A 23,829-nucleotide genomic window follows, 5' to 3' on the forward strand; every position below is an offset into this window, starting at 1 on the left:
TTACAGTTACATTTCTCAAATACTGCACTATATAAGCATTCTCAGAAAACAGATTCGATCTACCCAAGAAAAATATAAATTTATGGAGAAAATGATCGAACCCCTAAAATTAACATAGTTGCCCTCCTCTCCTGATGCTAAACATTAATAAGCCTTTTGGAAGAAATAAAAAAGGACAGTTCTGTTTAAAATCAGAACTGTCCCAAGTGGTGAACCTCACGGCACTCAATTCGAACCTATTCTTACAGGATTTACAAGCTATCTATAAGCTTAAGTCAATCCTATAATCAGTTTCACAATTAATTTGCTCAAAATTATATAAAAATTATGAATAATATAGCTAATACAACCGGAATCCGTCTTGAAGTGCCACAGGACTTATATGAAAGACTACAGGCCGAACAGGAGAAACGCAGAATAAAAACAGGTAAAAAGCCTGCTCTCGCTGCCATTATTATGGATTTATGTACTATAAAACTTGAAGAAAACGAAAATGTACATTCTGATGTGCAGTCTGTACAAAAAAGTGTACAGAATTCTGAACACACAGACTCAGCAAAAGATAATGCGCTAATAAATACTGAAAAGAGGCTCAGGAAGTGGGAAGAACAGCTTTCTTTTAAGAATAAATCCTTACTGGAAAAGGAAAGAGAAATAAAGGAGCAGGAAAAAGAAATTTTTAATGAAAAAATGGAAATTCTTGACTTAAAAAGTAAGGTGCTGGATGAAAGAGAAAAACTTCAACAAAAAACCCTTGAAGGGACTGAATCCATCATTGAACTGAAACTTCTGCAAAATGAATCAAAACACAAAGATGAAAAAATTCAGCAGTTGAAAGAGGAACTTAGTATTGCTAAAAGTAAATCCAAAAAAATCCAAGAAGATCGCAAGGAAAGCGAGCCTAAGCCGTTCTGGGAGCAGATTAAGCCTTTTTTACCGGTCATATCGGGTGGTATTGGTCTTATTGCCGGATATTTTATTGCCAAAAAAAATAATAAACCAGAGCTACCTTCTGTATTAAAGGAATTTGCCGGATTGTTTGACCATATGTCAGAAGAAGATCAGAAGAAATTGGGTGAAAAACTTAAATATTATGCTGACTTGCATACCGACCCCGCTGGAGAGAATAAAATACTACAGTTGAATATTAATCAAACTAATCAGAATTTGAAAGCAGGATAGGTATAGTTTCCTATCAAAATATGAAAAAATGTCTAATTTAGATTTGTAAGCAATATGGAGTACATACTCTATTCTTACTTGTTATACAAATTAACCCATTTGCAGCAAATGAAAAAGTATAGATGTAGTAACCAAGTAAAAATTCTTCACACTACCTAAATTTTGTAATCAATAGCTTTTTACATTCACTATTTTCAGAGCTGATTGCTTCAATTATATAAATCCCGTTTATAAATTCAGTTGTACTAATAATTGTATTACCTAATACTTCTTCATCTTGAACAATTTGGCCAAACATATTATAAATACTAATTCTTGTTTTACATTTAATTCCCGTAATATTTACCAAATCTTCATTAGGATTTGACAAAATGGAAATATCTGACAACTTATTATCAATAATGCTATTAGCCAAGTTATTTGTATTTAGAACTACATAAAAATTATCATCTGTTCCGACAAATGCAGTTGCTTTCGTTCCTGAAAATGTTCTTCCAATGGTGCACTCCTGACCAGTATAAGATCCATCTGAATTGTAAAGTGCACACTTAACGGTAGCGCTATCAGAAATAGACATTGGACCCACTTGCCAAACAAATAATACCTTACCAGAATTATTTGCAATTGCAGTTGGATAAATTTCATCTGTTTCACTTAACGGTGTTGCAACATGCTGTGTGAAATTGCTAATGCTTGAATCCGATACAGACCAATAAACATGACTATCACTCATGAAAGCACAATACTGAAGTCCACTATTACTAATTTCCAATTCAGGACCAACCATTGGACAGTAATTTATATTCCAGTTGTCTGAATTCACTCTTATTGCCGTGAAATTATTTTGGGTTGCATAACCTTTCAGGACATAAAAATCACGGATATTATTTTCTGCTGATCTGAATAAAAGATAAACTTTACCGTCAATCCCAAACCTTGCCCTTGTCATACACATTGTACATGCAAGTCCGCTGTGATTATTAATTACGACATTAGTATCGGTTATAAAACTAACACCATTATTTACAGACCTTGACATATGAAGCCACGTAGCTTCAGGTATTGTTGTTTGAACTGGCACCATAATATGCCAAAATACAACTACATTATTATTTCCATCTGCTGCAAGAGTTACTCCATCAATTCCTGTTGTTATGGATACAGCTTTCGGAGCTTCAAACGATAAACCATCATCCGTACTTCTGGTATAACGAGCATATGTATTAACTCCTGATGACCAAAGATCCATCCATGCAACATGAATTACGCCATCATTGCCTACAGAAATCTTAGGACCCCTCTCTCCCATTTTATATTCTACACTACCAGTTAAATTAACCTTAACAGGAACAGAAAATGTTGTCCCATTATCAATTGATCTAACATAATATGCATTTTGATTTTTAGCATAAACCATATGCAATATGCCATTATTATCCATAACAACATCAGGTACAAGACTACCAATAGGAGCTTGAATTATATTAACAGTATTGCTTAATCCAGAACATTGAGCAAATGAATATCCAGATATAAACATAAATACTATAGAGAGAAATTTATTTATCATATAGTTCAAGTTTATTATTTTTTATTAATTCAAAAATAACATATTAGCGGACAAAATAAATTATCCGCAATTAAAAGAATTTTCGATTTACCTACTTAGTTGGTCTATCATACTGGCAGCATCCGTGTAATTTAGAATACACTATTGCGTCAGCTTTTTCTAAATCTGTATCATGTCCAACTTTTGCAACTGCTTTATGAATGGCTATAACTTTTGTTTTAGCAATATCATAAGTTACCGTTAAAATCTTATCATCGCTATTCCATTTTGCTTTAGAAACACCCACTACAGATTTTGCAGCTTTTTCGATTCTGGTCTGACACATTCCACAGTTACCATATACTTTAAATTTCTCAGTTTTAGCCTGAGCAAGAACTGTCATTGTTCCAATCAGGAACATACATACTAAACTTAACATTTTTGTTTTCATACTGAATTTATTTTAATTGATATTAATAAAAATTACTTGGTTCTATATTTACAACACTCTGGAAGACCATTATATACTTCATCAGGTGCTTTGTACTTTCCGTTATCGTGACCAACTGCAGCAATAGCTTTCTGAATATTAACCAGACTGGTTTTGCTTTTATCAAAAGTTAATTTAAGCATCTTAGTTTCTGTTTTCCAATCGGCTGAATTAACTCCGGATATTTTCTTTGCAGTAGATTCTATTCTGTCTTTACACATTTCGCATAAGCCATTTACTTTAAATGTTGAAGTCTCTGAATTTGCATCCATTTTCATGCCATTCATTTCTTCTTTATTATTATTTACAGAATTTGAACTTTCGCTCATATCCATTCCCTGCATAGCAGATGAATTTCCACTTTCGGCATTCATCATACTTGATTTTCCAGCCAATTGAGCAGCTGCATCAATACTAAATGTACCATTTGTTACAATTTCTTCTCCTTCATTTAAACCATCAATAATTTCATAACTGTTTTGCAGATAATTCCCAAGAGTAACATTACGCATAATAAATGTTGGTTCGGTAGTATTTGGAATTTTTACATATACCAACGATCTTTTTCCTGTCCATAACACAGCAGATTGAGGAACCACAATACTGTTTCCAGAATTTGGTAATTTAGCTTTAACAATACCAGTAGCTAACATTTCGGGTTTAAAATCACCTTTAGAATTATTTAATTCAACTCTTACTTTTGCGATCCTTGTTTGAGGATCAATCACCGGATCAATAAATGTAATATTCCCTTTAAATTCTTTTCCAGGCAAAGCAAGTAAAGTATATGTTATTTGAGAGCCAACCTTTAGCCAAGACAAATCACTTTCATAAGCATCAAATTGTGCCCAAACAGAGCTTAAATCTGCAACCTCATACAAGGGTGTACCTATTTGAACATAATCACCTGAATTTACTTTTTTAGTAATTACAACTCCTGAGGCATTAGCTATAACATCAACCAATGATTTTAGCTTACCGTTTTTCTCAATATCTTCAATTTGCTTACCAGAGAGCTTAAACTGACTTAATTTTTCTCTAGCAGCTTCAAGAAGTAAAGGCTGAACATCCTTCATTTTAATTGCTTCCAATAACTCTTTCTGGGCATTTATTAATTCGGGCGAATATATACTTGCAATTACCTGACCCTTGTTAATCTTTTCACCTGTGTATTTTACAAACAGTCTTTCAATTCTTCCGGAAACATGTGCCGGTATTGATTGAACTGATGTTTCATCTGCCTGAATTTTTCCATATAAATGTACTTCTTTTATCGGTTGTTGCTTTGAAACAACTACTGTTTGTACTTCAGCAAGTTTTAATGCTTCTTCAGTCATAACAATTGCACTATCGTTAATCTCGCTTACATTCTGTTCCAGAGGAATCAAATCCATTGCACAAATCGGGCATAACCCTTTATGATCCATCCTAATCTGAGGATGCATAGAACATGTCCAGACAATCGATTTTTCTTCTTTTTTCACTTCTTCTTTAGTTGAGTTCTTATCTGAATGATAAAAAAACAACCAGCCTAAAAAAAGCCCAAAAATCAAAAGCAATGAGCTTCTGAAATAAGTGTTCGATAATATTGTTTTTGCTTTCATTTTCATAATATTCTTAATTTCCGGTTAAAAATAACAATTGAGCAATAATTGTATTTTTATTTGTTATGGCTTCTATTTTCTTAAATTCAAAATCGAGTAACTGTTGCTCCATTCTCAGTATTTCTTCGAAATCGGAACCATTTACAGAGAAAGAAGTGATTATTAATTCCAAACTTTTATTTGCCAATGTAGTTTGTTTTGAGTAAAGTAAAATTCTTCGTTCTGCATCATTTAAATTTTGCAATGCCTGCTGGAATGAAACATAAATATCATTTTTCACATTAGCTGATGAGTATGTTGCAGCATCACGTAAATACTGAGCTTCACGCTGCATTGAATTATATTTCTTGCGATAAATTGGTAAAGTAACTGTAAGCATTGGCATAATCATATCCTGACCATTCATCATATTCGTACTGTTCTCTATTTTCTTAATAATTGAATAATTTACACCAATACCTACCATTGGGTAACTCATTCTCTTTATCATTTTCATTCTGGTATTATAAGCGGCTGAATCGGACAAATACATTTTTACCATTGGGTTATTTGAAATACTGTCAGTCATAGAGATTATATTCAAGGGCAATTTCTGTTCATTTAATGAATCGTTAATAAACACTTCACTATTCGGCAATCTGTTAAGATATCTGTTAAAACTAATTTTATCAGTGTTTAATCTATCATTTAATAAAGCAAGATTATTCTCAAGTGAGTTTATTTCCATTTGAATTCGGAACAAATTAACCATTTGATTTTGCCCACCAGATGACATGGATGAACCAGTTGAAGGCATAGAAGAAGTCGAGCTACCTGAAGAATTATTTACTCCCTGCTGAGTGGAATTTCCCATGCTTCCCATTGATGAATTACCCGAACTCTGGCTACCAGAACCTGCATTCATAGCAACCCCTGTACTTATGGAACTACTGCCTGAATTAGTCTGGTATTTAATTAAAACAAGCTGCTCAATAGTTTTTAAGATTTTAATATTCTTTTCTGTTATTTCAATCTCCTTTTTAGTTTGATACAAACTATAATAATTGGTTTTAATATTAAAAAACAATTCGTTTCTAAAACTGAGAAAATTTTGAAAACTGGAATATGCCATTTGCGATGCTTCGTCTTTCGCAGCTTTTAATGCACCAAACCAAGGAAACATCTGCATGAGTTTGATGTCGGCAATTTGTTTTCCTGAAATCTGCTCCATAGAATTAATGTAATAAGCAAAATCCAATTGCGGATCTGGCAAAGACCCTGACTGGTTAACTTTCTCAAGTGAGGCAGAATATTTTAAAAATTCTGCTTTTAAACCTGTATTGTTTTCAACTGCTATTTTCAAATAAGAAGAAAGAGAATCATTGATTTGTGCTTCAGAATATTGTTGAAACAAAATGAATATTAAAGAAAATAATATTTTAAGAGACTTGTTCATATAATTTATTAAATATCAGTTATCATTTGTTTTTCTTTTTTGATTTGTCTTTTAATTGCACTTTCACGCCATACACATTGCAACACAGGTACAACAAAAATTGTCATCATCTGAATTATCATTCCACCAAAAGTTGGGATTGCCATTGGAATCATAATATCCGCTCCTTTACCTGACGATGTTAGCACTGGCAACAATGCAATAATAGCACAGGCAGCAGTCATTAATGCTGGGCGAACTCTTTTCCTTCCAGCTTCTACTACAGCTTGCCTAACAGCTTGCACTGTATCTGGTTTATTATGCTCAAAAACCTGATGAATATAAGTACCCATAATTACACCATCATTTGTTGCAATCCCAAAAAGAGCAATAAATCCAACCCAAACAGCAACACTTAAATTTATCGGATGTATTTGAAATAAATCTCTCATATTAACACCGGATAAAGAAAAATTTAAAAACCATGGTTGAGAATATAACCAAATCATTATAAAACCTCCTGCAAAAGCGACAAAAACACCGGAAAAGTGAATCGAAGAAGCAGTAACTGTTTTAAATTGAAAAAACAAAAGTAAAAACACTATCATCAGACTTATCGGAATTACTATTGAAAGTCGCTTTGAAGCACGTAACTCCTGCTCATAATTCCCGGCAAATTTATACGATACACCAAGAGGTAAAACTAATTCACCAGAACTAATTTTTGATTTAATAAAAGCATCTGCCTTTTCTACAACATCAACTTCTGCAATATCTGATTGTTTATCAAAAATAACATAGCCGTTTAAAAAAGTATTTTCACTACGGATCATTTGCGGACCACGTGTATAATTAATTTCTGCAAGTTCACCCAGAGGAACTTGTATTCCTGACATGGAAGGGACTAAAATACTTTTTAAATCTTCGGGTGAAGTTCTTAATTCTCGGGCATAACGCACTCTTACACCAAAACGTTCCCTACCTTCAACAGTTGTTGTTAATGACATTCCGCCAATAGCAGATTGCAAAACATCTTGCACATCACTCACCTTCATTCCATATCTTGCAATTGCTTCACGATTTAATTTAATTTCAAGATACGGTGCTCCCACTGCTCTATCATAAAATACTGATGAGGCTTGAATATCAGGAATTTCTTTTAATATTTTCTCAAACTGAAGTCCGGCTTTTTCAATTGTTTCAAGACTTGGTCCATAAACTTTTAATCCCATTGGAGCACGCATACCCGTGGAGAGCATCACCAATCGTGTTTGGATGGGTTGTAATTTGGGAGCAGAAGTCAAACCCGGAAGATTTGTTACTTTTACTATTTCATTCCATATATCATTTGGCGATTTTATTTCTTTACGCCATTGCCTTAAATATTCGCCATCCTCATCCTGAATTAAAAGAGAAGTGTCAATTTTACCAAATCCGTCTTTATCTGGATTAAATAATTTGCCATTTGTTAAGACATAATTATAATTATCATCAACCTTAAAACGTTTTTTATGTCCATCTTTATCAAGAACATATTCAGGTTTATAATTAATTGTATTTTCAAACATCTGCACTGGAGCAGGATCTAGTGCTGAATTTACCCTTCCCCATTTTCCAACAGCAACATCAACTTCTGGAATAGTGTTTAATCTTTTGTCAAGTTGTTTTATATATTCAATATTCTTTTCAATACCAGTATGAGGCATACTAGTTGGCATTAAAAGGTAAGATCCTTCGTCCAGTGCCGGCATAAATTCTTTACCTAAACCGGGAAAAGTTTTTTCAGCAGATTGCCAGAAAGAAGTTTGGTTAATATTCCATCCAACTTTTTCAAATCCTGTAGAAATAAATCCAAAACTTTTATTGAATCCTAACCATACAACAACACCAAACAATACAGTAAAAACCGGAATTAAAAAGAATTTCAATCTATTATTTAAACACCAGTTAAGTATTCGTTCGTAATAGTGTATAACAATTAACAATGGAGCTAAAATAAGCATCACAATTCCCATAACAAATAAATAATTTACAACTATTGAGTTATGTGCTCCAAGAGGCAGCCATTCGTATGCTAGAAAATATATTACAATTAGCGAAGTAATCGTTATATTAATAAAATTAGTCCATTTCTTTTTGTTCTCAGGCCATTTGTATTCAAATAAATTATTTACACCAATCAAAATAAATGCAGCAGCAGTCCATGTATGCCAGAAAATTATCAGCAATAATCCCAAGATGATTAAACAAAAGTTCCATACACGATTAAATTTTCTCAGATCAAAACGGAATGAATATAAAAAATACGCAAATGTGGGTAAAACAACTATCCCAAGAATAAAAGAAGAAAGCAATGCAAATGTTTTTGTAAAAGCTAATGGATGGAATAATTTTCCTTCAGCGGCTTCCATAGTAAAAACAGGAATGAAACTGACTATTGTTGTAGCAAGTGCAACTGTTACAGCAGCTCTTACTTCAATATTGGCATCATAAATCAGTTTTATTAACGATTTTCCCTTTAGGTTATGATTTCCTGGCATCTCCAAATGCCTCATAACATTTTCAACATCCACAATTCCCATATCTACCATTACTCCTATGGCTATAGCAATTCCCGAAAGTGCTACAATGTTAGCTTCAACATTAAACAATTTCATTGCAATAAATGTCATTAGAACCGCAATGGGCAATAAAACTGAAACAATTATTGAAGCTCGTAAATTAAAAAGCAAAATAATTATTACCAGAACACTTATTAATATTTCGTGAGACAATGCAGATTCTAACGTACCTATTGTTTCTTTAATTAATTCGGTACGATCATAAAATGGAACTACAGTTACTTTTGAAACAGAACCATCTGCTAAAGTCTTTGATGGCAAACCCGGTGCGATCTCCTTTATTTTCTCTTTAACGTTGTTAATTACTTCCATTGGATTTGAACCATACCTTGCAACAATAACAGCACCTGCTGCTTCTGCTCCACTTTTATCCAATCCACCACGACGTGTAGCAGGACCAAAAGAAACTTTTGCAACATCACCAATTCTTATAGGAACATTATCCCTGACTGTTATCACAGCTGTTCTTAAATCGTCAAGATTTTTAATGTATCCTAATCCTCTGATGACATATTCTATTTTGTTAAGTTCTATTGTTTCTGCACCAATATCAAGATTGCTCTTCTTTACGGCTTCCATAACATCCATCACAGTAACGCCAAATGATTTCATTGCATCGGGGTTAATGTCAACCTGATACTCTTTTACATAACCACCAATTGAAGCAACTTCTGAAACTCCCTCTGCCGATGCCAAAGAATATTTTACATAATAATCCTGTATGGTTCTTAATTCCTGTGGATCCCAGCCACCTGAAGGTTTTCCGGTTTTTGTATCTCTTCCCTCAAGCGTGTACCAATATATCTGCCCAAGAGCTGTTGCATCAGGTCCAAGCGTAGGTTGAACTCCGACAGGTAAAGTACCCGATGGAAGTGAATTAAGTTTTTCAAGAATACGTGATCGGCTCCAGTAAAACTCTACATTATCTTTAAAAATGATATAAATAAAAGACATTCCAAACATTGAAGTGCTTCTGATTGTCTTTACACCCGGGATTCCTAACAAAGAAGAAGTAAGCGGATAAGAAATCTGGTCTTCAATATCACGTGGAGAACGTCCCATCCATTCAGTTGCTACAATTTGCTGATTATCGCCAATGTCAGGTATTGCATCCACAGATATAGGATCTCGTGGCAAAAAACCAATATTAAAATTAAATGGAGAACTAACTAAGCCCCATACTATAAAAATTAGCAATAATAGTATTGTTACAAGCCTGTTTTCAAGAAAATATTTTATTAAAAACTTAAGCATTTTGATTTATATTAAACAAGTCTATATTATTATTTAATAATCATGTAAAGTAATTATTATTTTAAAAATAACCAATTATTTGGGATGATAACTAAGGTGAAACTCCCTTAAGAGTGTCATATCAGACATTACCTTATTCAATTCGCTATTTTGGGTAGTACACATATTATTACCATTCATCATTCCTCCATTATTTCCCATCATACCGCCAGAATTACCCATCATGTTATTGTTATTTCCCATCATACCATCACCATTATTCATCATATTAGCATGACAATAAGCAAACAATGAATCATTCGCATGGTAACAACTATCGTACTGATTTACCAATGTCAAATAGTGTGGATTTGTTATGTTACAATGCATTAAAGAATCATTATAAACTTTAGCAGAATTAAATGAAACCTGCATTTTTTCTAATAATATTTGCTGTTCAGGATTAAGTTTGCCAGTGTCATCTTTGCTCTTTGTGCAACTTATAAAAGTTACAGTAGCGGCAATTGCTACAACGAATAAGAACATTTTTGTTTTCATGATTATAGATTATAAATGTTAGTTTCTATCATATTTACAGCAACCCGGGAGCTTATTGTATGCTTTATCAGATGCTTTTATTTTATCAGTATCATAACCTGCATCAGCAATAATCTGATGAATTTTTTCGATTTTAATTATTTTTTCATCAAATGATACAGTTAGTGTCTTGCTAGATTGATTCCAATCAGATGAAGCAATTCCTTTTTGTTTTATTAAAGTTCCTTCAATAGCAGTTTTGCACATTCCACAATTTCCATTTACTCCAAATGTTTCAGTTATTGAACCTTCTTTTATAGATGAAGTATTAGAATTACCCACAGAGGTAGAACTATGGTTACAAGATTTAGATTTACTGCCACCGCAACATTGTGCATTGGAGTTTACATAAAACACCAATAACAAAGAAGCCAGAAAAAATTTAAAAACATTTTTTTGAAAGATTGATTTTGTTTTCATTTTATTTAATTTTAGTTAATAAACTCACTTTTAATCATAGCAATATTCAAATTTCTTTTTCAATTTTTTATTACAAACAGAGCAATTTCCTTTTGAATTGTATTTAATATTTGGATGTTTCTTACACACATAATAAGTTTTTTTAGTACTCTTTTTATAATTTACTGTTTTTACTATGCCTTTATCACTTCCGTTATTAGAGCCCCCATTATGACAACTTTGAGAAAAACTATTAAATGAAATAATTAAAAACATAAATAATGCTATTCCATTTTTAATTATTGTTATAACCAACTTTGTCTTCATATTATTCATAATTAATATTTACAAATAATTTATTCCTTTATCAGTTTTAGAGTTTCTGACTTTCCATCAATTATTACTGAAAGAAAATATACACCACTTGGAATATCTGTTTTTAAAACACTGCTAACAGGTATGTCATAAGGTCCACTTAAATAATTCTTCTTAAAAGATGAAATCCTTTGACCGAGCATATTTGAAAGAGATATTTCAACATCTGAAGCTTTGTTTAAATCAAATACCAAAACAGACTCATTATTTATTGGATTTGGATATAAATTTAAATTATTTGTAACAGAAAGTGTTAAATTTTCGACATTCGTTAACTGATCCAAATTAATATTATCTATATAAATACTATTTCCACTACCTGATGTTACCAAAAACTTTACTCTGATATTTGGTCTTGTCATGAACAAACCCAGATTAACAGTTTCCATTCTCCACTGCGAACTGTTAGGAGTAAATGAAGTAACAAGAGCACCACCATTAGTTGCAAGTGTAGCACCAAATTTTGTTTGCCTTAAATACCATGAATTTCCACAGTTATAAGAAACATAAACCTGAATTTTATCATTATCTGTTGCAGTTTTTTGAGCATAAGCAACCCAATAAGTAAAGAAATTACTAGGATTATTTCCTGCAAATAAAATATTTGGTGAATATAATTCGGAGGTTTGACCAGCCACATTGCTTGCATTATTAACCTTTAATGAAGACGATCCATCATATCCAACAGTTGTTCTTACCCAGTTAGATGTGCTATTACCTCTTATTAGCCAACTTTTTGTTGTGTCTAAATAATTTGGAAATGAACTATCCTCAAAACTTTCTACCCAAGGGATGTTTTCACCTACTGTAGAATTCTGAACCTGTATAATATTTGCCTTTGTTATTTGGTTGCTTCCACTAGTATTTGAAGCAGTTAATGAGACACTATAATTTCCTGCAGAAGCATAAGAAATAATTGGACTTACATCATTTGAAACAGACGGTGTTCCGCCAGGGAAAGACCATTGCAAAGAATATCCAGTATCAACATTCCATGTCAGATCAGTGAATTGAACTGTAAGATTATCGCAACCAAGAGTTTTGTTATACCTAAAATCAGGTTCAGGAATACATACTTGTGAAATATAACTATCATTTGTGCCAGTAGCAACTAAATTTGAGGCTGACCATAAATTATTTCTTCCACTGATAGAACTGTTTAAAGTAGCTCTCATTCTGGTTTTCTGTCCTTCAGTGTACATATTACTACAGTAACTATAATCCATGTAGTTTTGCACGTTGTCTAATTCTCCACAAGTATTTGCAGTTAAATTACAACTTGTATGTCCAATTGTATTTGGTGTGTCAGAAACACCATCATCAATTCCGCAATTAGATGCAAGTCCAGGCTCATTGCTATTTCCCCATGTATGAGCAAGATTCAAATAATGTCCAACTTCATGAGTAAGTGCTCTAGAAGTACCATTATTACCGGTTCCTATACTTCCAACATAAGTTGCTAATAATATCACTCCATCTTTATTAGCACCCCAAGTACCAGAAACACTTGATGGATAATAAGAATAACCTGCTGCACCAGACTCTAAATTGTTAGCTGTCCAAATATTCAAATATTTATTTCTTGGCCATGATGGCGAAAGAAGCTTAGAATCATCATTTGCATTATATGTTTCACTTGTTACGGTTCTAACAATACCTTCAGTACAATTGCCATTAGGATCAATCTGAGCTAATCTGAACTCTATATTACTATTTGCAGCAATGCCTTGAAATGCAGGAACTATATTTGAAGTATCCGCATTTAATTTTTTAAAATCTTCATTCATTATTCTTATCGCATCTAAAATCTGAGCTTTTGAAATATTTTCTGCTCCGTAGTAATGTAAAACATGGAATACTACTGGAATAACATAGGTCACTTCAGATTTATGCTGGTTTTGAGAAAATTGTTTTGTAAATAATTCGAGTTCACTTTTAGCATTTAATGCATCTGGATTTTCTATTTCAGCACGACGATCTGCTTCATACTCTGAGCATAAATGAGTTTGTGCAACACTATTAAAAACCATTACTATAGAGAATAAAGTAAACAAACTAATTCTCAATAAATTATTTTTTAGACTAATATTAATTGAAGTTTTCATATAATTATTATTTAAAATGACTGTGATTATTTAATATCTAAATAAAACAGTACTCAAAAATTTAAAAATGATAAAATGAGTTAAAGCTGTTGTATATTTAACAACAGACAGATAAAATCATAGTCTTAATTTAGACAAACAAACAGTCGTTAATGACTTGCCAGGAGGCGGATTGGTTTTAACTATATGAAAAACAGAAATACTACTTAACAGAGTAGTATTAACAGTTGGTAAAGCAAATAAAGAAATTGGATTATTACTATGGTTAAAGCTTAAATTATCAGACTGAACAAATTTAGTCTTAACTTTATATGTATGATTTACATTCTTACAAAATGGACAATCTCCATCACAACATTTTTTTGCATTTGAATAAAATGAAACAGAAACTAAATGATTGTTACAGTAATGCTCAGAAACGTATATGCCAGTTGTAGATAAAATCAGTAAGAAAGAAATTAATATGTTTATAAAAATTCTCATTAATTTGGTTTTCTATACAACTATAAATATTTGTTCATTATTTATTAGACTCTTTAAATTAACAAAGGTTTAAAACTAACTATTTTTATTTTTCTACATTTTCTTCGCATTTTGATTTATCTGGGTAAAATCTATAAGTTATTCCAAATGTAAATTGATGCTGTGAACTAATTTGTGTGTTAAACATATATTGATACAATGGATGTTCAGACATTAAATAAAAAGTTAACTTCCCTTTATAATTATATGATATTTGTGGCACAAAAAATACTTTTCTAAACCCAGTTGCATCTGGATTATAATTTGGATATGCATACATGAGAATGTTATTATTCAATTTCATTTGATCAACCCATTCTCCTTTTAACTGAATTGTAACTGTTAGTTTTTTAAATAAAGTTTTACTTGCAAAAAGCCCAATGCTGGCATAATCACCTATTTTTTCTCCTAGTGGATTCCATCCTTTCTTTATGTATGTGGCATTAGTAAAGAAGTTTAGTTTTTTAATACTATTTCCTCTAAATAAGAATAAATAAAAAATCAGATCTTGTGCCCCTGAAGAAGTCTGTACTGCCAATGTTTTGGGAATATAATAAGGCTCACCTGAAAATGGCTCAATCTTTTTAATTGAATCATTATATGATCCCAAAGGTACTTTGAAGCCAAGCCCGACAGTTAATTCAGTTGTTTTAGAATTTTTGGTTATTTTTAAAATATCGTAACGAGGAAAAATAATCAAATCACCAATTCCTGAAGATGAATTTGTGTCAACTTTATGAAGACCAACTTGTGTTTTATTAATCCAGTATCCGGTTTCTAATGATATAGTCAACTTTTTTGATAAACCAAAGGCTAATCTTGTATAAATATATTTGCTATCATAGCTATCTAAAAAATTAGTATCTGGTTTATCTCCGGTTAAAAATTTAGTTGTACTAATTAATTGGAAATTAGAATTTACTTCCATCTGATTTTCAGACAATACTCCCTGAGAAGATCCACCAGCAATCGGACTGCCACCACCACCGCCACAGCATTGTGCATATGTTTCAAATACATTTAAAACAAAAATTAATACAACAAAAACAATATTATATTTCATATCCTTAATAATGTTATAACATAATATTTATGTTAATGTGAAACAATTAACTTCATTAATTTATTGCGATCAGCTACACTTATTTTAATAAAATAAATTCCATTTGTTAATTCGGATGTATTTATTTGTATTTCATTAATCCCAGAACTAAGTTGATCTTTATTTAATTCAGAAACTTTTTTACCAACAAAATTATAAAGTTCAACTTTAACATTTGATTTTTCATTCAAATCAATTGATAAAGTTGTTTGATTACCAGCAGGAATAGGGAATAGGCTCATTTTATTAAAGTCAAAACCTAGATTTTCAATACCTGTTGTATTTAGTGCATTATTAATAGCAGTTTGTAAATTTGATGAATTAAAAGTATTTACAGTACTATTAAAGAAAACACTGTGAGATGAACCACCAAGTACTACGATTTTAGGCATACCAGCCGCTCCATAGTTTGTCATATTGATTGAAGTATTTACAAATCTTTGGGAAAATGCTGATTGTGGCATCCCATTGGTATTTGCCCAACTATTCAATGAACTGCATACTGTATTGGCGTAGTCATCTACCATATAGAAAAATACACGACCTGGATTTGTAGACTGATAACTATTTACAACATTATAAGATGTTTTTGAATTTGGAATACACGTACTACATGGCATTACCCAGCATAAAACAACAACTTTTCCGGCATCAAGTTCAGTAAAAAGATCGTGTGAACCTCCATTACAATCATTACAAGTGAAATTTGTTGCGGTTTGTCCAAAACTCGTAATTCCAAAAATCATTGAGATTAAAAATAGATAGATTTGTTTCATGATATTATTTAGATTAAAATGTTTCAATATTAATAAATAAAGATACAATAATTATGCTGTAAAACATAATTATTTTTGTTAAATCTGCTGAATTTCTAAAAGATTTTTTCTTTTCCATAACATACTTTATTTTACTATATTCATTTGCATTACACTTAATTTTATTCATCTTCCCAATTATTTTTACTGATTAAATAAGAAATAATTGATCTGATTTCTTCTTTTGACAGATTGTTTTCCCAGGAGGGCATAAATAAGGGTGGTTTTGGACCAGTTGAATCAGCTTTTAAAACAATGGGAGCTCCGTTTAAAATTTTATTATAAATCGAAGTATATTGTGCAAGAAAACGATCATAATTTCTAAATGGTGGGTAATCGCTTAATTTTGAAAAATCTGCATTAATTTCTAAAAGTTTAATAATTGTATCAGCAGCCTCTTTATCAGGAATTTTAAGTTTAGTGCCAAGTGTTATTAGGTCAGGAATAGTAGGCTTTGCATAGTTGTAATTTTTAATTCCACCTATTCCTTCCTTTCCATGGCAAGTGACACAGTTTTTAATAACAAATAATTGTTTTCCTTTTTCTATAATATTTTCAGGCAGTGTTAATGTATCATTTAACATACAACATTTTGTAATAAGACTATCATTTTTCATTTTACTAATCATATTATCAGTAATTAGTATATTATCTTCCAGTATAATTATTTTCCCTTGCATATAAAAATGGCATTTTCCACAAACTATTGTACAATAATACCTGAAGCTACCTACTTTATTTGCTTTGAATGGTATTTCATACATTTTTCCCGGCCAAACTTCAACTGGCCCAATATTCAATTCAGGGCAATAAAATGAATGTGTAACATCCATACTTGTAAAACGAAATATGACTTCTTCACCTTTTTTTAATATTATTACAGCTTGTTTAAAATCTTTTGTCCAATAATTTGCTCCATTAACCTCTTCTTCAGTCCAAACACCATTTTTTGCAACAGCAGTAAGAAAAATAATTCTCTTCCCTGAATTGTTTTTCCACGGCGCAAAATAAAAAATTAAAAAGGTTGTGACAGCTAAAACTAACACAACAAATATTCTTGTAATTATTTCACCAACTTTATTTTTCATTTTGTTTAATAATTGTTAACTTAAAAAGAATAAAATAAATGCTAATGCAATAATTGTAGAAAAAATAGCAACAGGTATTAACCCACGAAATGCAGCTTTTGCAGATTTAAAAAGATTTTGGCCAATAAAATATCCACTATTAATTGCATAACCTAAACCAATTAAAAGTAACCCTACTTGTATATACCCTATATAATCTGGAATAAATGGCTGCCATTGAAAATTTGAAGTCCCGAATAAATCCCAGCCCCATCCAAAAGGATCAGAGAATATTGAAATAACATAAGAGCCATTTATTAAAATCAAAGGAATACTAAATGCAATCCACGCCATCAACCCAAGAGGGATTAAAACATAAGAATATGCTAAAAATATTTCTTTTATGGAAACTGTTTTTACTTGCGATAATTTTTTTATTAATAATGAAAGCAAATAGAAAATTAATGGAACAATTACAATTGAGATTAACCATAATAAACCCGCATATATTAAAAACCCTTTCCAATCTCCACTTTCTGCAGCATTAACCCAATCTTTTAAGGTGCCACTAGCTCCCAAATATATCATAGAATATGCATGACTAGTTCCTACATCAATAAAAGCCTTCCACGATTCGTCAAAACCTTTAATATTTCTTTCAGATGCAAAGGGTCTAAGATTTAATGCAATATTATCATTAGGACAAGTTTTTACACACTCCATACAAAGCCCACAATAATTACTAGTGTCCATTGTTCCCATATATTCTGACCAAGGACATCCCCAACCTTTTTCATTTCCACGCAAGCATCCTTTTTCTTTACATTTCAGGCAAATTTCTGCATCTTTTGATCTTAATTCAATCATTGAAGCTTTTGAATAAAGGCCAATAAAACCGCTAACCGGACAAACATGGCGACAGAATGCCCTTAAACGGTATACAAACGCAAGAAATGTAGCTAACAATAACATTCCTCCAAGTACAATAGCAGATACAAATGGACGGGTTACAAGAAAAGCACTAAACGTGCATAGTGTTAAGAATGCAAAATTAGGAATCCAAATATTATTAAAAATCTTAGGCCACTTTTTATTTAAACCGTACATTTTGTTTCTTAAATATCCAGTCTTTCCAGTTCTTACTTTAATAAATGAAAATCTTTGAAAAAAGTCACCAAAAAAAGGAAGTGGGCACATGGCACACCATAATCTACCAAAGAATGGGACCAAAATTGATATTAACATAAACCACCAAAAAATCCAGATCAAAACAATTGCAATATTTCTGTTTCCTATGGGGGTTCCGATCAATCCACCCAGAATTACAAGAAAAAAAACAAATAATCCTGCAAAAGTTAAAGTAAATTGAAAATATCTTGACTTTACAATTCTTTTTATAATAGGAAATTTCTCAAAAAGATCAATTCTTTTTGAAGTTTTCTCAATAATTATTTTATTTCCTATTTCAAAACTTTTATTTGTCATTTACATTATTATTTATTTCTGATTCTTAAGTAAAACATTAATAAGAGTCCAATTAATAAACCTAAAATAATTCCAATACTAGTAAATAACATCATATTTGGTTTAACAATTAAGATACCTTGCATAAATGGGTGCATATTTCCACAAGTATGAGAACACCGAAAACGAAACTTACCTCTTTGGTTTGCTATTACAACTATTTCGCTAGTATCTTTCCAGTTATAGCCCAAGCTTGGTTTACGAACTTTGAAACTTTTAATATTAGGAGATATTTCAGCATCGATATCATAATTTTCTAGATAAAACCCATGCACCACATCCATTGAAATAAGTCTTATGTGAAGGGTATCATTATAATTAACTTCAATCCTATCTGGTTCATACGAATATTGCCTTGCTTTAATCAAAAAATCTCGTCTTTCAGGTTTTGCAACTATTAAACTTACAAGCACACCAACAATACCACCCACGATGGTTATGATAATTACAATTGCGATCAATTTAATTTTCATTTTGTAAATATTTGAATTCTTAAACAGACACTTTTCTTCATCAGTATGTTATTTTGCCATATTAAAATTAACTACAAGTTTACCACTAGCAGGAACTGTAATTTGTTGCGGAGCAGATTTCAGTTTTTCATTCCAAACCTGTATTGTATATTTTCCAGCTGGTACACCTTTAATAGAAAAGTTACCTTCTTTATCAGTCACAGCAAAATATGGATTCTGTAGTACAATAATGTAAGCCTCCATTTCGGGATGAACATTACACAGAATAACAGACTGACATCCTAATTTATCATATTTATAAGATTTTACAACTCCTTTTCCATAGGAACCAAGGTCAAATTTCGAACATTTATCAGGACAAAATACATTATGGAGCACATCATCGTTATTAAGAAAGTCGACAGTAGAGCCAACCATAATGGGCAAAACACGGGGTATGAAAGTTAAATTCTTCTGATCCATCTGAGCATGCTTAGCAGAGGGTTTGAAATTACCCTCTGCTTTTTCAATATATACAACAGTATTTGCTTTATACTTAGTTTTAGTTAACTCTGTCTCTACTTTGCCCGTAATCTGAGCAGCACAGAAGCCAAAAATAAATAAAGCTATAGCAGTTGTAAAAAAAAATCTTTTATACATAATCTTAACTATTGAACAGTTAAAGTAAAATCCTTTGACATATTATCGCTACCATGCATATACATCATTGATAGATTATACATTCCGACTGAATTAAAAGTACATGTTCCAGAATATGTACCAGTAGCACCCTGAGTAAGAGTTAAAGGAGTTGAATTTGTTGCAGTCGAAAGCTTATAAGAGCATGTGTAATTCGTAACATTGGTAGGCATATCGGAATCTTTTACAAGAAATGTAACTGTAATTAGAGAATCTTTTAATGCAGGATTTGGTGAATAAGTCATTGTTACTGCTGTTTCATGCATTTCTTCCTTTTTTTTACTACAAGACATACTTGAATAAGCTAAAAAGAGAATAACTACTGTAACTATTCCCACTGTTGAAATTGATTTTTTCATGATTTTTTTGTTTTAAATTTATATTTGTGAATTGTTAAAATGCAAAATCGAATCCCAGAAATAAATTTTCAAAACCAAGTTTATCCGGGTTCAACCTGGTTTCAATTTTAAATTTAACATTAGGTACAATTAACATACTTAAATGCGGCACAACTTGCCTTGCAGTTTTGCTCATACCTGGGTTAGCCTGCTCATATCGCAACACCGCCATTATCCATGGATAAAAGGAATAATTAATCTCGCCAAAAAATAAATTATACTTTTCATTCATATCATTAAAACTCTCACCCATAATGTAACCACCAACTAAATTCAATTTACGGAAATTAAAATTTAAATCTCCTCCAATTCGGTAAAAGTTGAAGTTCATTTCGCTAGTATCTGTTCCAATTCCTTTATAACCAAAAACACCTAACGCAAATGAGGATTCCATTCCATTTTTTATACTATCCTTAAATGAGCCATCATAAGCAATACCTCCAATTTTATAAGCCAGTCTTCCATAAAAATCACGATCAGAGTTTACATCTTCATTTGTACTACTTCCATTTACAACACCTAGCACATATCTTAATCGTTTATGAACAACGCCACTAGCTTCTACACCTAATTGAAATTGTTCTAACCCAAATGGACCTGAACCATGACCTCCTCCAGCAGAATGTTCGTGACCAGCAACAAAACTGCTTCCCATTGAAGGATCATAAGTATTAAATGCATAAGCTGATTCTGTTAATCCTCTGTGATTTGTTGCGAAAGGAACTAGTTCTGGTATAAATTGACCTATCTGGAGATATAAAAACTTTTCAGGTAAAAATTTGGTTAAAAGATTATCAAACTTTACATAAAGCCTGTCTACACTTCCTGTAGCTCCATTTTCAAATAAATGTGCACCAACAAATAACGAAATATCCTTTCCTACAGTTCCTGCACCTAACAGCTGTATAGCTGGTCTGCCAAATTCTGATGTCATTGAACTATCAACAGTGGTTATCTGAAAACCAGTTCTTCCTCTTAATGCAAATGGTGCTGAACCTGGCATAAAATTAGGCCACACAGCCTTTGGCCAAACTCTTTTATACGCTTCCGCTCCCATTGGAACAGTTTCTTCTTTTGTATTTTCTTCATCATCATTTGGAAACTGATATCCATTTATTCTGAATGCTTCTCCAAAAGAATTTAGTTGCGGATATATTGTGTGACATGTAACACAACTTGTTTTATATTTTCTTGAAAAAGCCGGAATTGCATTAGAATAAATGCTTGCTAACATTATAAATGTAAATACGATTAAAATTTTAAATTTTGCCATTATTTTATTTTTAAGTTTTTAATTAATAATAAATTTCCCACTATTCACTTTGCCCTTTTCATTGATTAGTTGAAAATAATACAACCCATTTTTTAAGTTTCCTTTGTTAATTGTTAATTCGTCTCCATTAACATTTGTTAATCTCAGGCACTCTTTAGAAGTTATATCATAAACGACAATTGAATATTTACCAGAAACATTGTTTCCTAAAGATATTTTAGCTTCAATTGAGAATGGATTTGGAACCACAGTTATTTGTTGCTCAGTAATAAGATTTTCGGGCACGTTTACATCTCTTCTTAAATACTTTGCAAAATGAGTTACCTGATAACCTTGCTGTTTTTCTAAAATACCTTTTGATATTTGAAATACAGGATAGCCCATATCCTTTGTGAACCAACGATAATAATAATTTCCTGCTTGGTGTTGAATTTCTTGTCCTAAACCATTTACATATAAGCTATCAAAAACAGTTTCTGACGTAAAAACTCTTAAAGCATCATAACTGCCAACCGGTGTTATTACAGTTCCCCATCCGTCTGCAATGGAAGTATCAGCGACAAATCTTACATAAACAGAATCTATTGAATTTTGTATAACCTCTTTTGAAAAACTGATTGATGTATCGCCAAACTTAATTAAGGGAAATACATTTCGGTATTGTTGAAACAGGTGAGACTGTGGATATGTTGTTCCATACAAATGAAGCCCTAAAGCATCTTTAATTAAATAATTATGATAACAGACTAACGTAACAACATGGGTTTGCCAATTATGATTTAGATAACAGTTGGTAGTTTGTGCTAAATCAGCTAAAGGAAAAGAATATGATTCAGGAGTTGCCGAACTTTGAAGCCAAGAAGTAGAATCAAATGAATTATCAAGATAGCTTACAAAATAATGTAACGTACTGAAATCCCAAATAATATTTGCACCTGAATTGCCGGGACTCAACGTTAAATCCTCAAGACTATCAATTCTTGCACTCACTTGAACATCGCCAGATTTTGGCAAGTCATCTACAGTCAATATTATTTGACTATTCAGGATATTATTGAAACTAATAAACATAATTACTGCTAAAAAAACTTTCATGATTATTTTATTATCTCTTTTAAAAAGATTGAATAAGCTAATATTCAATTCAATAAAAGAAATTTAACAAATAGAAATCAATAAGAAAAAATGAAAATTGTAAAACCGCTTTATAAGGAATTAATAAAGCAAAGTTTTATCAGCAGTATAAATCATAAACGGAAAACTTGAAGCAATGACGGGATTTTGCTTCCGGGAGGTGATGATGTATCAGAAAAAAATTTATTAAAAATAGAAGGCTCAATATAAGAAATGATAAAAAATGAAACAGGAGCAATTATATCATTAATTTGTTGAGTTAAATCAACAGTTAAATTGCTGTTTTGGTAATTATCAGTAATTTTAAATACAGTAGTTTCGTTATGACATTTATTACAATGTCCGCCACAACATGATTTAGGAGTTGAATATAATGAAGCCGAAACAAACTTATCACAACAATAGTGTTTATTTAAAATCACTCCACTTGAAGTGAAAAGAAACAGAATCGCTAAAGATATATTTATTACCCCTTTAAACATTCTCTGAATTTAGTTAGCAAATATAACTATGTTTTTATTATTTTATTGTAGACATATACATATATCGAAAGGTTGCATTTAATTAAATACAACTTAAGTATTACAGAATTTCTCTTCTTTTTTAATGTTTTAAATCCTCGTTTGGCTCAATACAAAAGAAAGTAAAATTTATTTTACTTAAGACTTTCGTTATAAATATGGTTCAAACGAAGCATTTTATAATAATCATCGTAAATTAATAAATCCACATCCGTTTTGAAATATAAATCAATTAAATCATGAAACTTTTTATTGTTTGTAATCGAAGTCTCTACATTCTTCAATGTAAGTTCTTTTAAAGAACTGTTTGCATCTTCGCTGAAAAAGTATCTGGTTTTGGATACAGACTGGTTGCTTTTTGGACTTGTGCCTGATCTCTCGATAATTTGATAAACAGTAATTGCACCTTTATCTATAATTAAATATTCTTTGCCCTGATAAAACCTGTATTCATTTCCATCGCACAGGCGAAAGCCCCAAATACTTGATTTAGATAGTTTAATAGTGCTGTCAGGGTTTGTAACTTTAACTGTTTTTGTATTGAAAAAGTTGGTTGTTTTAATCTTTTGTTTCGTAGTAAGGCAGTTTATTTCGTAAGTAAGTTTACCCGATAAAAAATCGGTTGCAGTCATATAAATACCGCTTTTATTTGTAAGCGATTCTTGATCCTGTCCATTGGATTGTAAAAATATGAACAAATTTACAATCGTTAGCAATAAAATTTTAGTTGTCATAATTGAGAATTTTAGAGTT

General features: G+C 31.5%; 23 protein-coding genes. 1 reads left to right on the forward strand and 22 read right to left on the reverse strand.

Going from position 1 to position 23,829, the window contains the following annotated elements; all coding sequences use genetic code 11:
* The first annotated feature begins 327 nt into the window (after positions 1 to 327).
* Positions 328 to 1,182 carry a hypothetical protein gene (locus HY951_01040; protein MBI5538615.1) on the forward strand — a complete coding sequence of 285 codons (855 nt, stop codon included), beginning with the start codon at positions 328 to 330 and terminating at the stop codon, positions 1,180 to 1,182.
* Between the two features lie 151 nt (positions 1,183 to 1,333).
* On the opposite strand, the gene HY951_01045 is transcribed toward HY951_01040, so the two are convergent.
* The 22 genes from HY951_01045 to HY951_01150 form a co-directional block, all read right to left on the reverse strand.
* A complete protein-coding gene (locus HY951_01045) occupies positions 1,334 to 2,752 on the reverse strand; it encodes a T9SS type A sorting domain-containing protein (protein ID MBI5538616.1) in 1,419 nt (472 codons plus the stop codon).
* Positions 2,753 to 2,843: 91 nt separating this feature from the next.
* Positions 2,844 to 3,182, reverse strand: a complete 339-nt coding sequence (locus tag HY951_01050; protein ID MBI5538617.1) for a cation transporter — start codon at positions 3,180 to 3,182, stop codon at positions 2,844 to 2,846.
* Positions 3,183 to 3,214: 32 nt separating this feature from the next.
* Positions 3,215 to 4,831 carry an efflux RND transporter periplasmic adaptor subunit gene (locus tag HY951_01055; GenBank protein ID MBI5538618.1) on the reverse strand — a complete coding sequence of 539 codons (1,617 nt, stop codon included), beginning with the start codon at positions 4,829 to 4,831 and terminating at the stop codon, positions 3,215 to 3,217.
* A 7-nt stretch (positions 4,832 to 4,838) separates the two neighbouring features.
* The gene (locus tag HY951_01060) at positions 4,839 to 6,260 is read right to left on the reverse strand and encodes a TolC family protein (GenBank protein MBI5538619.1); all 1,422 of its coding nucleotides are present in this window, start codon (positions 6,258 to 6,260) and stop codon (positions 4,839 to 4,841) included.
* Between the two features lie 8 nt (positions 6,261 to 6,268).
* Positions 6,269 to 10,114 (reverse strand): efflux RND transporter permease subunit, encoded by a 3,846-nt coding sequence (locus HY951_01065; protein MBI5538620.1) that lies wholly within the window; start codon positions 10,112 to 10,114, stop codon positions 6,269 to 6,271.
* A 75-nt stretch (positions 10,115 to 10,189) separates the two neighbouring features.
* Positions 10,190 to 10,651, reverse strand: a complete 462-nt coding sequence (locus HY951_01070; protein ID MBI5538621.1) for a hypothetical protein — start codon at positions 10,649 to 10,651, stop codon at positions 10,190 to 10,192.
* Positions 10,652 to 10,669: 18 nt separating this feature from the next.
* A complete protein-coding gene (locus HY951_01075; protein ID MBI5538622.1) occupies positions 10,670 to 11,110 on the reverse strand; it encodes a heavy-metal-associated domain-containing protein in 441 nt (146 codons plus the stop codon).
* 30 nt (positions 11,111 to 11,140) lie between these two features.
* Positions 11,141 to 11,416 carry a hypothetical protein gene (locus HY951_01080; protein ID MBI5538623.1) on the reverse strand — a complete coding sequence of 92 codons (276 nt, stop codon included), beginning with the start codon at positions 11,414 to 11,416 and terminating at the stop codon, positions 11,141 to 11,143.
* Positions 11,417 to 11,445: 29 nt separating this feature from the next.
* On the reverse strand, positions 11,446 to 13,569 hold the full coding sequence (locus HY951_01085; protein MBI5538624.1) for a T9SS type A sorting domain-containing protein: 2,124 nt from the start codon (positions 13,567 to 13,569) through the stop codon (positions 11,446 to 11,448).
* A 117-nt stretch (positions 13,570 to 13,686) separates the two neighbouring features.
* Positions 13,687 to 14,052, reverse strand: coding sequence for a hypothetical protein (locus HY951_01090; protein MBI5538625.1), 366 nt, complete (start codon positions 14,050 to 14,052; stop codon positions 13,687 to 13,689).
* A gap of 85 nt (positions 14,053 to 14,137) precedes the next feature.
* Positions 14,138 to 15,154, reverse strand: coding sequence for a hypothetical protein (locus HY951_01095; protein ID MBI5538626.1), 1,017 nt, complete (start codon positions 15,152 to 15,154; stop codon positions 14,138 to 14,140).
* Between the two features lie 32 nt (positions 15,155 to 15,186).
* Positions 15,187 to 15,969 (reverse strand): T9SS type A sorting domain-containing protein, encoded by a 783-nt coding sequence (locus tag HY951_01100; GenBank protein ID MBI5538627.1) that lies wholly within the window; start codon positions 15,967 to 15,969, stop codon positions 15,187 to 15,189.
* Between the two features lie 13 nt (positions 15,970 to 15,982).
* A complete protein-coding gene (locus HY951_01105; protein ID MBI5538628.1) occupies positions 15,983 to 16,138 on the reverse strand; it encodes a hypothetical protein in 156 nt (51 codons plus the stop codon).
* Positions 16,131 to 17,096 (reverse strand): c-type cytochrome, encoded by a 966-nt coding sequence (locus HY951_01110; protein ID MBI5538629.1) that lies wholly within the window; start codon positions 17,094 to 17,096, stop codon positions 16,131 to 16,133. Before HY951_01110 ends, HY951_01105 begins: the two co-directional genes overlap by 8 nt.
* 15 nt (positions 17,097 to 17,111) lie before the next feature.
* Positions 17,112 to 18,560, reverse strand: a complete 1,449-nt coding sequence (locus HY951_01115; GenBank protein ID MBI5538630.1) for a 4Fe-4S binding protein — start codon at positions 18,558 to 18,560, stop codon at positions 17,112 to 17,114.
* An 8-nt stretch (positions 18,561 to 18,568) separates the two neighbouring features.
* Entirely contained in the window at positions 18,569 to 19,072 is a 504-nt protein-coding gene (locus HY951_01120) for a hypothetical protein (GenBank protein MBI5538631.1), read from the reverse strand.
* Between the two features lie 48 nt (positions 19,073 to 19,120).
* Positions 19,121 to 19,711: a carboxypeptidase regulatory-like domain-containing protein gene (locus HY951_01125; protein ID MBI5538632.1), complete on the reverse strand. Its 591-nt coding sequence runs from the start codon at positions 19,709 to 19,711 to the stop codon at positions 19,121 to 19,123.
* Between the two features lie 8 nt (positions 19,712 to 19,719).
* Complete coding sequence (locus HY951_01130) at positions 19,720 to 20,109, reverse strand: hypothetical protein (GenBank protein MBI5538633.1); 390 nt, start codon at positions 20,107 to 20,109, stop codon at positions 19,720 to 19,722.
* Positions 20,110 to 20,143: 34 nt separating this feature from the next.
* Positions 20,144 to 21,421, reverse strand: a complete 1,278-nt coding sequence (locus HY951_01135) for a hypothetical protein (GenBank protein ID MBI5538634.1) — start codon at positions 21,419 to 21,421, stop codon at positions 20,144 to 20,146.
* Positions 21,422 to 21,439: 18 nt separating this feature from the next.
* Positions 21,440 to 22,516 (reverse strand): T9SS type A sorting domain-containing protein, encoded by a 1,077-nt coding sequence (locus HY951_01140; protein MBI5538635.1) that lies wholly within the window; start codon positions 22,514 to 22,516, stop codon positions 21,440 to 21,442.
* A gap of 152 nt (positions 22,517 to 22,668) precedes the next feature.
* Positions 22,669 to 23,037 carry a hypothetical protein gene (locus HY951_01145; protein MBI5538636.1) on the reverse strand — a complete coding sequence of 123 codons (369 nt, stop codon included), beginning with the start codon at positions 23,035 to 23,037 and terminating at the stop codon, positions 22,669 to 22,671.
* A gap of 173 nt (positions 23,038 to 23,210) precedes the next feature.
* On the reverse strand, positions 23,211 to 23,810 hold the full coding sequence (locus tag HY951_01150) for a hypothetical protein (GenBank protein MBI5538637.1): 600 nt from the start codon (positions 23,808 to 23,810) through the stop codon (positions 23,211 to 23,213).
* Between the last annotated feature and the right edge of the window lie 19 nt (positions 23,811 to 23,829).

The organism is Bacteroidia bacterium (assembly GCA_016218155.1).
GTDB lineage: Bacteria > Bacteroidota > Bacteroidia > Bacteroidales > GWA2-32-17 > GWA2-32-17.